Genomic DNA, 12,231 nt, shown 5'->3' with positions numbered 1-12,231 from the left:
CATCCCACCAAAAATAACCCAGGGGCGACCATTATTCATCTTCATCCGCCCGTGAATTAGGTCGGGTTTGAAGTCGGAACATTTTCCCTCCACTCCAATAGGATGAACCACACAAACTAGATGAGGATTATGGGAGTAAAACTGGCATCGGTCACAATTAGAGGTTTTGGGCATTCTAATTCCGTACTAGACATTTCTTTTGATTTATCTGAGTTTTTTTTATCTTCATATAATATATAAAATTGAGGCACAATCACAGCTATAAATCCTATTATAAGAGTTGCAATAGTAATTAAAAATTGGTTTCTAGATGAAATTTCATTACTTCTAATCCTTTCATCAATAGAGTTCAATCTTGAATCAAAAGTGTTTTGAGAAATTAGCTCTCTTGTAAGATTATGAATCATTATTTCTATCGAATCTTTTGTCGGAAATTTATCAATATCTTCTTTTGTTCTGTTAATCAATTCAGACAAAGTTCTGCTAGTATCTTGAAAAGAATCAACGCTTAAATGGATTGATTTAAAAGAATCTTCATATCTTATTCTTAATTGTTTAACTTCTTCTCTTAAGTCTTTAATAATTTTAATATCTTCTATAACTAGTTGAAGACGCGGTGTAATTACGTTTAACTGTTCTTGAATTAACTTTTGCCCATTGTATATCTTTAATGTATTTTTAATATCTTTTTCAAAATATTTAGATACCGCATGACATACATCATTTAAGTTCCATTCATTGACTTGAGCTGGCTCAGTAAAGTGCTCTTCAACACAACGCTGTGTCGCATTTTCCAAAGAATCAAATAGTTTTTGTATTTGGTCTTGTATTTGGTCTTGTGTTTCTTGATTATGACTCATAAATTTTATAAAAAATAGTTAAATTAGTAATTTAAGTGACATTTTATGTTTCTAGCCTCCCCTCTGAGACTTTTCAATAGAGAGGGAAATCAAATTCAGTTAAAAAACACGTAAACAAATCCTAGCAAAATTCCAACGATAACTGTCCTGGTGTGACATTCCCCTGTTGCCTGCGGTGATAGTGGAGATGACAAGGCAAGCAAAGGGCCATCAAATTACTAGGGGAATTATTAGCTGGATTGTAATCGCAATGGTGAACCGCCATCCTGAGCCGATAGCGTTCTTCCTTTGACAACTCTTTATCCTCTCCAGGCTTAAGACATTGCACCCCGCACCGTTCACAGACCCAATTAACGGACTGCTTTTTGGTGGTGGCGATCGCAGTCCAGTCAGGAGAATAACGATTATCTTTCACCCTAAACCCCTAGTAAAAAATTCAACACTTATTCTTAACCCTATTTCGACAAGCTCAGTAACCACTGGTAATTCCCCAAAGGCTATAGGGAGCGAAACTTTCGGAAAACTGTCTAGTGAGTAGTAGACAATCCAAGTTTGACAGGATTTCCCTGTTCATCCAGTATCAGTTCACCATCTTCTTTGGCAAATGGGCCAGAAGGCCACTGATCCAACAAATCTAAAACAACTTCACTAGGGCGACAGAGCCGGACTCCCTTGGGAGTACAGACAATTGGCCTATTTACCAAAATCGGATACTCCACCATTGCATCTAATATTTGAGCATCCGTTACAGTTTCTTCTAACAGGTTCAGTTCAGCCGCAGGAGACTTGGTTGTTCGTAGGGCACTGCGGGGTGTTAGATCGGCCGCCGCAAATAATCCTAAGAGTTGGGGCTTTGTCCAACCTTCCTTTAAATACTCAATGACCTGGGGCAAATAACCCGCCGCTTCAATCAACTGTAAAACGTTTCTTGATGTGCCGCAGTCTGGATTGTGGTAAATAACAATCATATTCTTTGTTGAGCCTTATCTAATGGGTTTTTTGGGCAAATGTCCAGTGAATGGTGAACAGTGTCTAGTGAAAGACTGACAGTCCTAAATCTCATCAGGGTTCAAAATACGGGTCGCAATCTTCATCGTTTTTTCATTGACCATAACCTGGATGTGTTTGGGGCCATCCCAGAAAGTATAGCGATAGAGTTCATCATTAATTTCCTCCGGCATTTCAATGTTTTCAATGTTGCCCTGGTAAACCGTCACCAAAAAATCAGTGATATCTTGAATCTCGTCGGGGGTCAAATCAGGGGAGGCATTCATAGGATTGACCTAAGTGTCTATTCTTGAAACTGTTAACAATCAAAGCTTTCAGGAAACTGTCTCTTTGAAAATATACAGTGTCTAGCGAGTGCTTGACACTCACAGCAAACCTTTGAGTTATGTAATCCACTCCCTCCTTACTCCATCTCCACAGACCGTAAGCCCCTAGTAATTTTTATCACCGACCATTGGGCTTCTCGTCCCGCTTTGCCCTGGCGAGTAAATAAGAATCCTTGGCGATCAAACTGCTCACCTCTGGGTTTAACCCCTAGTAATTTTTCTATCTGCGTGGTGGTGAGCAACCAACCATAACTGACCGCATCCTCCAAATCCCTGAGATTATCCAACGGCGATCGCCTAGATTCCATTAACTGAATCAGAGCCACCATGCCGGGGTCAAAAGGGAGAAGGTCAGAATCAACGGCAACGGATTCAATACTGCTTTCCACTGTAGTTACTTCAGAGGGAGGGACAAAGTTATTGAGGGTTCCACCTTCCTCTAGATGTTCATCCAATTGGTCAAGTAGCTTAACCGCTTCGTCATCAAACAAAACCTTATTCCCCTTACGGGTCGGTTCAAGCCCCAAAGCATTAATACGGTTGTAGAGGCTCTGGCGGGTCTTTAAGTTATAACGGGTCAACAAATCGGCGATCGGCAGCATTGGATTCTTCCACGGGTCAAATATCTACTACTGTCCAGTGACTACTAGACACTAGTAATGTTCCGATACTTTACACTGTCCAGTGATAACTAGGCATTTAAAATGCTTGCCCAAACAAGATTCTGAAAATATACCTCATTATTGTCTCCTGCTCACTAGACAGTTGGGAAAATCAAGAATAGACACTACCAAGTAACCAATAGACATTTCACTAGACAGTCTTAAAAAATTACAGAAGCTTACAATCCCGGCATTGTCTGGGAAAAAAGGCCAGCAAAATCCCTCGTAACAGTGGCCGTAGTATCGGCTTCTGGCTTGGAAATCACATCAAAAGCTTTGTTACGGGCTTGAGGTTCAATAATTGCCCGTACCACTAATTCGGCAATATCAGCACGGGGAATAGAAGTCGGAATACCCTCCGGTGGATCAATTAGTAATTGATCGTCCTTCCCCACCAAAAGCTCTCGCTTACCCCCAGGCTGATCCAATAAACCCCCTGCCCGAATAATCGTGTAATCGATACCAGAATCAATCAAGTATTGCTCAGCCTTGCGTTTCCAGAGCAAGATATTGCCATCACCAATCTTATTTAGCATGTGATCTGGATTGGTTCCTCCCATCGAACCCACCAGAATAATATGCTCGACTCCAGCCACCTTAGCCGCTTCAATTTGATTCACCTGACCATGATAATCGACATCCTCCGGCATCTCTCCCGTCAAAAACCCAAGGGGAGGACGTTGCCCAGGTTCTGGTTGTCCAACCACCACAGGAATCGCACTGGTTAAAATTACCAAAACATCACAGCCCCGCAGAGGCTCGACTAAAGTTTCTGGTTTGCGTATATCTCCTACAAAACACGTCGATTGCTCCCCAAGCACCTGTTGCTGTTTCTCCGGTGATCTCCCCAATCCTCTGACAGTAAAATATTCCGGCTGAGCCTGTAATTTTTGGAACACCAATGAACCTGTACGTCCAGTAACACCAGTGACTAAAACGGTTCTGGGAAAGGCAGAAGTGGACATTCGGAATTATTCTCCATACCAAGCTATGGTTATTCTCCAACCATGGTAAGTCGGTTATGTAACCAGACCTCAAAAAATTACTAGGGGTTCACAGCCATTCCTAGAATTTACAACTGTCCAGCACTGACAAGACACATAAATGCTGCGGCTACTTCACGATGTCCAGTGCTGACTAGATAACTTAAAAGCTTACTCAGCAGAGATTCTGGAAAAAACAAAACTAACTGTCTCCTACCAACTAGACAATTAAGAAGGGAGTAAAACTAGACACTATCAAATGGTTAATAGACAGTTTCGGCAATGCGTTTAGATCCCCCAGGCTGGATTCTCACAGCGAATACCGACAGGGGAGATTTTTTCAAGCTTTTCCGTTTGCCGATTGGCCCGCCAGACTTGTTTAAATTCGGTGACCCATTCTGAGTCTGGATCTGTAGTGTCTCCAACAACAAAAATTTCTGGATCTTGTTCACCGTTACGTTCACATCCACGCAAAAGATAAAATTCCCCATCGGGCAGTTGCACCGCATCCAAAACCAAAATGGTTTGATGATTCTTTAATCCTTTGGGACGTTCCGTAATGACATTAGAAAGAATTTTCTCAAACCACATATAGCGCACATCCCCCAGGCGATACCAGGAAACAGACAAGGGTTGGGGGATATCAACTTCACCGACTATGGAGTCTCCTTCAGAAACCATGCCCGCTGGAAGGTTTTTGTAAACCAAGGTTTCAAGGTCGGGATCTGAGATAGCTTCATAGCGTAACCCAACAAATGAGGGGATAACTTGGGCCACCACAGGCAAGGTGGACATTAAAATACTGGCAACAATAGGAAAAATAGGTAAACGCATGGGGTAAACGCTGGGGATATGAACAATTCTGGCAAACCCTGTAACAAAATCCATTGGCTGTCTATTAGGAGCTTTACACTGTCTTCTATCCACCAGACAGTCCTAAAAAAATTACTAGGGGTTTGGAGCCACAGTCTTGAGATTTACCACTGTCCAGCCACTACTAGACATCAAAAATATTCAGCCAATTTACAATGTCCATTGTTGACTAGATACTTTAAAGCCTTATTTAGTAAAGGTTTGAAAAATTTGATAGTGAACTGTCTCATGCTGACTAGACAGTAAAAAAAGAAATATGGCGGACACTATCAAGTGCTTAATAGACATCGAACTAGACAGTTTCACAAAAATTACTGGGGGTTTGTTTCCTAACGCAGACCAGATTATCAAAGAGGATCATTTTATTAGTTCATACTTTCTCAAAAAGTGAGCTGTCATCGGTAGTGATTAGGGGAGCTATAGGTAATAGTACATGTCGGGAAAAATAGAGTTGCCTAGCGGTGACTTTACACCGTCCATCAGCCGCTAGACATTAACTTGAACTTATAGTGTCTATTACTAACTAGACAGTCTTGCCAAGATATTGCAGGATAAAGGTTACATTCAATTTTTTCCTATCCCATTCCTGCACCACATCAAGCTTATCCTCGGGAATATAGGCAGAGCGTTTAACCCGTTTCCCCTTTATTTCCAGCTCATAGTGGTAATAGTACTGCTCATAGGATTTTTTGCCCCTTGAGGTCTGTTTTTCGCAATAGTGCAATTGGATGTAACCGCTACCTTGGCCCCGAGATCGCCGTTTTGACTTCTGCTCAGAATTTTTACTAGGGGATAAGGGAATGGAGGTAGAGGATTCGGTTGATGGCAATACTGGCTTGTCCTGGGGTAACAGTTCTGCCGGCCAGTTTGCGGGCTTTAATTCTGCCGGGGGTTCCGGTGGGGACAATGCAGGATTGGGAGCCAAGGCCTGAAACCAGTGAGAAGGATAACCCTGAATCAGGGCATAGGCGGTTGCACTTAACTGTGAGCCATTGGGAATTAACCCGTTGCTCCTGAACCATTGCTCCAACTTGTTCGACCCAGCTTGGCGGTAGGTGCCCAAACAGGCCGTGGGGGTAGGAAACAACAAACAATCTTTCCCTGCGGTGCCCCGCTCCCAGCTCCGCCGCCGAGATAATTTCAACTTCGCTTTGATAACCAACCATTCGGAGTCCGCCAAGGATTGCTCTAAGGCCTCGATGGATAACTCCCAGGGGTTGCTCAATGACGACAAATGGGGGATGGCACTGGGCAACGATGCGTAACACTTCCCGAAAGAGGGCTGATTCAGGATGGTGGAGGCCTGTTTTGGTTCCTGCGCTACTGGTGCCGGTGCAGGGGAAACCAGCGGTAACAAGGTCAAATTGCCCTGGGCTTGGGTAATAGTCCCTGATGTCGGCGTGGATGGGGATATGGGGCCAGTGGTATTGGAGGACGGTATGACAGTCGGGGTCGATTTCAACAAACTGAGTTGTTTGTATTTTTCCTCCGGTTTGTTCTGCGGCGAGGGTGAATCCACCACATCCGGCAAATAGGTCGAGGTGTTTAAGCTTTCCATGGCTAGAACTCCTCGCAGTGAATGATTTGGTCAGTTTCGGAGCAATATTTGTAATTTGGCGATCGCCGAGCATAATTAATCGCTTCCTCTCGTAGGATGGGGTCGTAGAGCCATTGATTGAGTCGTTCCAATTCAGACTGGGGCTTGGGGCAAACTTCTCGCTTACTACCAAAACCCTTGAGCAAACCCTGCACCATTTGCTTGAATGCTTTGGCTTGTTCTGGGGCTACAGGCTCGGATTTTTGCTGGCGTTGGAAAACTTTTAAGCGAGTGCCGTCGGGAAGGATGGTGTATTCAGAGGCCGGGGAAGAATTTTCAGGAGGGGCAGATTCCGTTTGAGAATTTTTACTAAGGGTTTCAACACTCACCGCTGACACAAACACATCCCCAGTCACTTCTTGGGGTTCCTCGGTGGAGCAGTCACTTTCCCAGGGAGAAGGTTCACAATCTGGGGGGATGATTTCCGTGGTGGCCAGCTCAGCTTCTTCAAAATCTTTACCAGGGGATAATTCCGCCACAGGTTCAACAACTTCCAAACCCCTAGTAACTTCTTCTGCCCTTGGGGGAAGCACTGGTGCAATTGTGGGTTCCACCACAGCCACAGGATTCATTTCTGGGGGTAGAACCGCCGTCACAGCCCGTTGATGGGTAATTAGGTTCCGTTGCTGGTCTTCAGGGATTTGACAGCCATTGGCGAGGCGCATTTGGGTATTTTCTACCCGATGGACAAACTCCTTCTGATATTGCTCCCAGCGAATGGGCAAATTAGCGGGGTCTTTCCTGAAATGGGCCAACACATCTGCCTGTCTGTCGTGGAAGTCTCCGCCATAACGCTTCTGCCAGTTCTTCGCCAACCAATCCCGGAAATTGGGGTCTAGCTTGCCCTCAATACTCCAGGGGCCATCAGGAAGCCAATCAAAGTCTTGGTTCTTCTTCGTGCGCTTTTTAGTACGGCGGGCGGCGGAATATTTTTCTTCTCCTTGACCTACAGGTTTTACAGATGAGTTTTGGTTAACTTCTGCCGTAGCTAGTTTTTCTGGGATTTTTGGCTTAATTCCATTACATCGTCCATTTGTATTGATTTCTGGATCTGGAATTTTTTCTTTTTCCTCGCTCTTGTAGTCTGGTCTTTCTGAGAGAATCTTAAATTCTTTATATAAGGAGGAGTCCCATTTTTGGAACTGGGGATTGCAATTTTGGGACTCGATTTCCAAGTTTGGGTCTTGAGTCCCATTTTTGGGACTAACGCAAAAGCCGATTATCTTCTGGCTAATTAGTAAACCTGAATTAATTAATTGACCTAGGGCACGGTAGAAAGTGGTCTTGCTGATACTCAGGGCTTCGTTGGCCCTTTCCCAAGTGATCTGCACCTGGCGGTTCCCAAAGGGGTCAAGGCGGCAAACCCATAGCCAGAGCTTGTGGGCGGACTTTGGTAAATCGGCGGCGATTAACTGATCGATGGTTTGGCTGGTTAGCTTGTAGAATTGAGTCATATTTAAAGATTTTTTTGGGGCGTTGGGTGCTCAAGGCCCTCCGCCTTTTTTATTTTTGTAAAGGATAAAAATTGGGGAAGTAAGTTACTAAATTGCAATTTGGTTTTCAGCATTGCGCCGTTTTTGGCAAGTTTGAGGTCTATTTGCGTGGATTTACGGAGATAAGACGCTGATCTGATTTGTGCAATTAAGTTCTGAAAATGTCTAGTTGCAGGTATAAAGGCTTAAGGTAAACCTATGCTAAATAAATTAGATACTGTTTAACTGAACAGCCAGGACAAGAACGTGCTTTGGTATACGAAAACTCATAAATTCGGTCAATGTCACTCATGGACTAATTTCTGGAGCATAACGATCCTCTTCTATGTGTTACATTGGGATTGGAGCTTGCCTATTAATCTTTCGGGTTAATTCTAGCACCATTAGTTCAGAAATAAAGTTAATTAAAGTAATGAAGAGAGACTTTATAGAGGTGTTTCGTGCCAAACTGCATGCCCATGGGATAAAGGGGAAGTTTTTGGCGGCTGAAGCAGGGAGAACCCCCCAGAACATTTCAGAGGTCTTGAACCGTAAAGTCTCTCCTTCCATTGACAGTCTCAACGAACTGATTGATGCGGCTGACCGCTTGTCGCCAGGGTTTGCCGATGATTTTTATGCGTCTTTATCCTTTGGAGCCTTATCTCCTGAGCTTTTGGTTAGAAATTTGGATTCTTCTCAGTTGGCGGCTTTAATGTTTGCTATTGGCCAACGTATCCAGACTCATAGTCCTCAAAGATATTTGGAAGTCGGCTAGGATAATTTTTTCTAATCGCGCATTTTATCTAAGTCTGTGCCTTTTTCTTGAGTCATTCTTCCCGTGAGATAGTGCCTGGGGCCAAAACTGTCTGTTTCTCTGGTTCTTGCCGTTCTCCCATCTTGAGGGGCTGGGGTTTATCCTTCCTCCACAGGTCACGGCCCAGACCAAACTTGGCGCAACATTTTCTTAGGGCCATGACTTCTGCATTGGAGAGGCGATCGCCAGTAAAATTTGGGTATGTTCGACAATCTCTGCAAATTCCTCGCTGAATCATTTTCCGAAGACTATGTCGCCTGATTGCTAGCAGGGCTGTTGCCCCTAGCAGTATTGACGCAGACCTCTGACCCCGCATTAAAATTGAGGGAAGTGGCGACTGTACTAGATCAGATTGAGGATAATTGAGTTAAGGCAAATCTGATGGCTGCAACCTCGGTTTTTTGGGGAATTCTGCTGGCCCCTGAGTTTATTAGAACAATTTTAAGGAGTGAAATTATGAAAAAATCCGCAGTCTATCAAGAAATCTTACGGGAAGGGGAACAACGAGGCTTACTCAAGGGCAAACTGGAAACCGTACCCCTATTAAAAAAATTAGGCTTGACCATTACTGAAATTGCCAAGGAGTTAGACATTGACGTTGAACTGGTTAATAAATGCGTTGCTAACCAGAACAATTAAGGGTTGAAATGGCCATTGGCCAAAATATGCCTTGACTTATCTTTTGGCGATCGCCAACCAACCTCTAGTAATTTATCCAGTTTTTGCCTTCTTGCCCCACTCGGGGGGCCGCCGGTCAGTGGCTTTGGGTATTGATGATTAACCTTCGTCCGGCGGGGGGGTGGGGAGGCAGTAAAAAAGGGAGGGACGACGACTATAAAGTGCCGGGAACCATACAGATCAAGGGTTTGACGTATTAAGTGGATCTTAGGAGATTTCTAAGTCCTGCTTAATATTTGACGATTGCCAGAGAAACCACTGACAAAGATAAGTAGGAGGGAGTCAAGATAGCATTGATCATTTGACCGGTTTCCTTGTGCCTAAAACCTGGAAATTGATAAAATTTGGAAGTGCAGAATGAACGGTGGGTATAATATATCACTTATGAAATAGAATATCCTAGATTATCTAAATAGTTCAAAGTTGTGATAGCGGTGGATATACTGAAATTAATTGCTGATAAGACTGTCACTGATTCTGCCACTTCGGTAAATCTCTTAGACCATATTCCCGTTGGTATTTATCGTAATGACGTAGATGGTTATTGTATTTATAGCTAGTTAAAATAACTATGGGGCACTATGCTGCACAGTAGTTACGAATAATTTCATCTATGCTTACACCTGGAGAGGCGTATATTCTTGCTCTTTTCAATGCACTAAAATCATGCTCTATGTCATTAAGATCTGGTGAGTAGGTAGGTAAAAACAAAACTGTATGTCCTGCCTCTTCTACTATTTTTCTAATCCTACTCTTTCTATGAATAGGCGCATTATCCATAATTAATACCGATGGAATTGTTAATGCAGGTATCAGGTATAATTCAAGCCATCCTTCAAAACCTTCGGCGTTTAAACTTCCACTAAATAGCATCGGTGCTATTAAATCTTTTTTATTCTTTCTTCTACCTGCTACAAGGTTTTCTTTCTTTCCTCTTTTTCCTTGCCTTTCCCCATATACTCTTTCTCCTCTTTTTGACCATCCGTACACTGAAGAGGCAAACTCCTCAAAACCAGCCTCATCTATGAATACAAGGCTTGCAACCCCATAAATTAGAATTAGCTCTTTCAGGATTTTTTGATATTCTGCTCTTTTTTCTTCATCTCTTTGTTTATATAGTAACTGTTTTTTTTTCTCGTAATTCCCATTTCTTTAAATCTATATGACAGTGCGCTAGGAGTTACACCGAATTTCTTTGCTCTCTCTTTCATCGGCATATCTGGATTTTCCATCACATCTTTCTCCAGCTCTTTTATATCTATCTTCCGACGCCGGTTCTTTACCTTCGTTGGTTCCAGATTTTCCCGGCTTAACCATCTATAAATTGTCTCTCTACCTACCCTAAATATTTTTGATGCCTTCGTTACACCATTCCCTTCTTCTAGAAAACCTATTACTCTTAGTCGTAAATCAAGATCGTATGCCATAAGTTGCTTATTAGTTTAGTCATTATTCATAATATAGCATTATACATACCGTCCGCCCCACTCTTATTTCAGTTGGCTATATATTAATCCCTATACTGAATATTTATTAGACATCACTCTGGAAGAGTGTTTAGGGCATGGCTGGATTAATCGAATTTATCCAGATGATTTAGAAAGAATGATGCAATCTTGGCAAAATGCCTTTCAGACTCACTCATTTTGGGAAGAAGAATATAGATTTCTTCATCGTGATCAAACCGTTATTTTTGTATTAGCAAGATGTATTTTTCTCTTTGATAAAAATGAAAATTGCTTGGGTTCTATTGGTTCATTAACCAATATTACTCAGCAAAAAATTTTGGAAAATAATCTTAGAAGTGCTAACAAAAAATTAAGAGAAATATCCATAATAGATGGGCTAACAGGAATATTTAACCGACGATATTTTGACGAAACATTAATGAAAGAGTGGCGTCGAGCAGAGCGTGAACAAACTCCTATTGCTCTAATTATGATTGATATTGATTGCTTCAAATTGTATAACGATCACTATGGTCACTATACAGGAGATATGGCATTAAAAAATGTTGCAGAGTTATTGCTATCTATAGTTCATCGTCCAGGAGATTTAGTTGCTCGGTACGGAGGAGAAGAGTTTGCTATTATTCTGCCATTAACTAGCGGGAAAGGCGCTTATTGTATTGCAAGAACCATTATGGAACAGGTTAATAAAGTAGCTATTCCTCATCAGGCTTCCACTGTTGCTTCGCATATCACACTAAGTATAGGAATTTGTTCTATCGTTCCCAATTATGGTGAGTTTCCGATTAAGCTAATCGGTGAAGCAGATCAAGCTTTTTATCAAGCAAAAGCTCAAGGACGTAATCAAATTTGTTTGATTGATTAATGGATTATTCTTGAATGAATTTATCTGTAGCGACCTGCTATCATCAATCAGCTTAAGGCCAGATTATCTGAGACTATCTGGGGAGAATGGGGAGTAAGGAAAATGGTGGTAAATCATAGTCTATCTAAAAGATCCGCTCACTTTGGAAGGAAAGCATTCCCTGAACAGCCATAGTCGTTAAACTCCTAGTAAAACTTGGCGATCGCCATACATCCAATGCACGGTGGTAATCCACGGTGTCATCAAATATAGACCCCACAAAAAGGCGGGCTTTAGCCGGTCGTACTTTCCGTCCCATCAGTAACCAATAAATACTTTTGGTGATCGTTATTTCCCCAGCCTATAGGGGTCAGACCTCTTAAATGCCATTCGTTTAGGCAATTTCGGCGATTTGGGTACAACAGTGGTGCAATTTACCGATAAAGAGGATCATTTATTATTAATGTTGCCAGTTTTGAGATCACCCCTGAAAATCATTAGTAATCAGCAAAACGTTTATGTGATTCAGTCGGAACAATTTCAAGCGTGGGGCAAAGACGGCCCAGGGGATTTATTAGTTGAATTATCCTCCCAGGAATGGCTACGGACTTTTATTGGCTAAAGGATTCCCCCGGTAAACATTTT

General features: G+C 42.5%; 14 protein-coding genes and 2 pseudogenes. 4 read left to right on the top strand and 12 right to left on the bottom strand.

What is annotated here, in order from left to right:
* Positions 1–116: 116 nt before the first annotated feature.
* The 10 genes from D082_RS16675 to D082_RS16635 form a co-directional block, all read right to left on the bottom strand.
* Positions 117–860 (bottom strand): hypothetical protein, encoded by a 744-nt coding sequence (locus D082_RS16675; RefSeq protein WP_028946510.1) that lies wholly within the window; start codon positions 858–860, stop codon positions 117–119.
* 121 nt (positions 861–981) lie between these two features.
* A complete protein-coding gene (locus D082_RS17940; protein ID WP_071880937.1) occupies positions 982–1,275 on the bottom strand; it encodes an HNH endonuclease in 294 nt (97 codons plus the stop codon).
* 112 nt (positions 1,276–1,387) lie between these two features.
* Positions 1,388–1,828 (bottom strand): arsenate reductase (glutaredoxin), encoded by a 441-nt coding sequence (arsC, locus tag D082_RS16670; protein ID WP_028946511.1) that lies wholly within the window; start codon positions 1,826–1,828, stop codon positions 1,388–1,390.
* A gap of 84 nt (positions 1,829–1,912) precedes the next feature.
* Positions 1,913–2,134 carry a hypothetical protein gene (locus D082_RS16665; protein WP_028946512.1) on the bottom strand — a complete coding sequence of 74 codons (222 nt, stop codon included), beginning with the start codon at positions 2,132–2,134 and terminating at the stop codon, positions 1,913–1,915.
* 137 nt (positions 2,135–2,271) lie between these two features.
* Entirely contained in the window at positions 2,272–2,796 is a 525-nt protein-coding gene (locus tag D082_RS19225) for a hypothetical protein (RefSeq protein WP_238546928.1), read from the bottom strand.
* 239 nt (positions 2,797–3,035) lie between these two features.
* A complete protein-coding gene (locus D082_RS16655; protein ID WP_028946514.1) occupies positions 3,036–3,821 on the bottom strand; it encodes an SDR family oxidoreductase in 786 nt (261 codons plus the stop codon).
* 306 nt (positions 3,822–4,127) lie between these two features.
* Positions 4,128–4,727, bottom strand: coding sequence for a hypothetical protein (locus D082_RS16650; protein ID WP_144428772.1), 600 nt, complete (start codon positions 4,725–4,727; stop codon positions 4,128–4,130).
* 508 nt (positions 4,728–5,235) lie between these two features.
* Complete coding sequence (locus D082_RS19500; RefSeq protein ID WP_369796154.1) at positions 5,236–5,541, bottom strand: hypothetical protein; 306 nt, start codon at positions 5,539–5,541, stop codon at positions 5,236–5,238.
* Positions 5,498–6,343, bottom strand: a complete 846-nt coding sequence (locus D082_RS17935; protein ID WP_081857715.1) for a DNA cytosine methyltransferase — start codon at positions 6,341–6,343, stop codon at positions 5,498–5,500. The genes D082_RS19500 and D082_RS17935 overlap by 44 nt, the downstream gene beginning before the upstream one ends.
* Positions 6,273–7,763: a hypothetical protein gene (locus D082_RS16635; RefSeq protein WP_028948654.1), complete on the bottom strand. Its 1,491-nt coding sequence runs from the start codon at positions 7,761–7,763 to the stop codon at positions 6,273–6,275. Before D082_RS16635 ends, D082_RS17935 begins: the two co-directional genes overlap by 71 nt.
* A 451-nt stretch (positions 7,764–8,214) precedes the next feature.
* Here D082_RS16635 and D082_RS16630 point away from each other — a divergent pair, with 451 nt between their 5' ends.
* Positions 8,215–8,556: a helix-turn-helix transcriptional regulator gene (locus D082_RS16630; RefSeq protein WP_144428771.1), complete on the top strand. Its 342-nt coding sequence runs from the start codon at positions 8,215–8,217 to the stop codon at positions 8,554–8,556.
* A gap of 309 nt (positions 8,557–8,865) precedes the next feature.
* Positions 8,866–9,234: pseudogene (locus D082_RS19495) on the top strand (Rpn family recombination-promoting nuclease/putative transposase); the annotation flags it as partial.
* Positions 9,235–9,852: 618 nt separating this feature from the next.
* Here the strand turns inward: D082_RS19495 and D082_RS19370 are convergent.
* Positions 9,853–10,700: pseudogene (locus D082_RS19370) on the bottom strand (IS630 family transposase).
* Between the two features lie 82 nt (positions 10,701–10,782).
* Between D082_RS19370 and D082_RS16605 the strand changes: the two are divergent.
* Positions 10,783–11,607, top strand: a complete 825-nt coding sequence (locus tag D082_RS16605; RefSeq protein WP_255356957.1) for a sensor domain-containing diguanylate cyclase — start codon at positions 10,783–10,785, stop codon at positions 11,605–11,607.
* 124 nt (positions 11,608–11,731) lie between these two features.
* On the opposite strand, the gene D082_RS18670 is transcribed toward D082_RS16605, so the two are convergent.
* Entirely contained in the window at positions 11,732–11,905 is a 174-nt protein-coding gene (locus tag D082_RS18670; protein WP_158506529.1) for a hypothetical protein, read from the bottom strand.
* 108 nt (positions 11,906–12,013) lie between these two features.
* Here D082_RS18670 and D082_RS16600 point away from each other — a divergent pair, with 108 nt between their 5' ends.
* A complete protein-coding gene (locus D082_RS16600; RefSeq protein WP_238546925.1) occupies positions 12,014–12,208 on the top strand; it encodes a hypothetical protein in 195 nt (64 codons plus the stop codon).
* The last annotated feature ends 23 nt before the right edge of the window (positions 12,209–12,231 follow it).

The sequence above is a fragment of the Synechocystis sp. PCC 6714 genome (genome assembly GCF_000478825.2).
Classification (GTDB): domain Bacteria; phylum Cyanobacteriota; class Cyanobacteriia; order Cyanobacteriales; family Microcystaceae; genus Synechocystis.
This window is presented reverse-complemented; position numbering and strand designations above follow the sequence as displayed.

Bases quoted from the DNA above. Each gene is read 5' to 3' on its own strand.
- D082_RS16675 (WP_028946510.1), bottom strand. From the start codon at position 860: ATGAGTCATAATCAAGAAACACAAGACCAAATACAAGACCAAATACAA.
- arsC (WP_028946511.1), bottom strand. From the start codon at position 1,828: ATGATTGTTATTTACCACAATCCAGACTGCGGCACATCAAGAAACGTT.
- D082_RS16665 (WP_028946512.1), bottom strand. From the start codon at position 2,134: ATGAATGCCTCCCCTGATTTGACCCCCGACGAGATTCAAGATATCACT.
- D082_RS19225 (WP_238546928.1), bottom strand. From the start codon at position 2,796: ATGCTGCCGATCGCCGATTTGTTGACCCGTTATAACTTAAAGACCCGC.
- D082_RS16655 (WP_028946514.1), bottom strand. From the start codon at position 3,821: ATGTCCACTTCTGCCTTTCCCAGAACCGTTTTAGTCACTGGTGTTACT.
- D082_RS16650 (WP_144428772.1), bottom strand. From the start codon at position 4,727: ATGGATTTTGTTACAGGGTTTGCCAGAATTGTTCATATCCCCAGCGTT.
- D082_RS17935 (WP_081857715.1), bottom strand. From the start codon at position 6,343: ATGCTCGGCGATCGCCAAATTACAAATATTGCTCCGAAACTGACCAAA.
- D082_RS16635 (WP_028948654.1), bottom strand. From the start codon at position 7,763: ATGACTCAATTCTACAAGCTAACCAGCCAAACCATCGATCAGTTAATC.
- D082_RS16630 (WP_144428771.1), top strand. From the start codon at position 8,215: ATGAAGAGAGACTTTATAGAGGTGTTTCGTGCCAAACTGCATGCCCAT.
- D082_RS18670 (WP_158506529.1), bottom strand. From the start codon at position 11,905: ATGGGACGGAAAGTACGACCGGCTAAAGCCCGCCTTTTTGTGGGGTCT.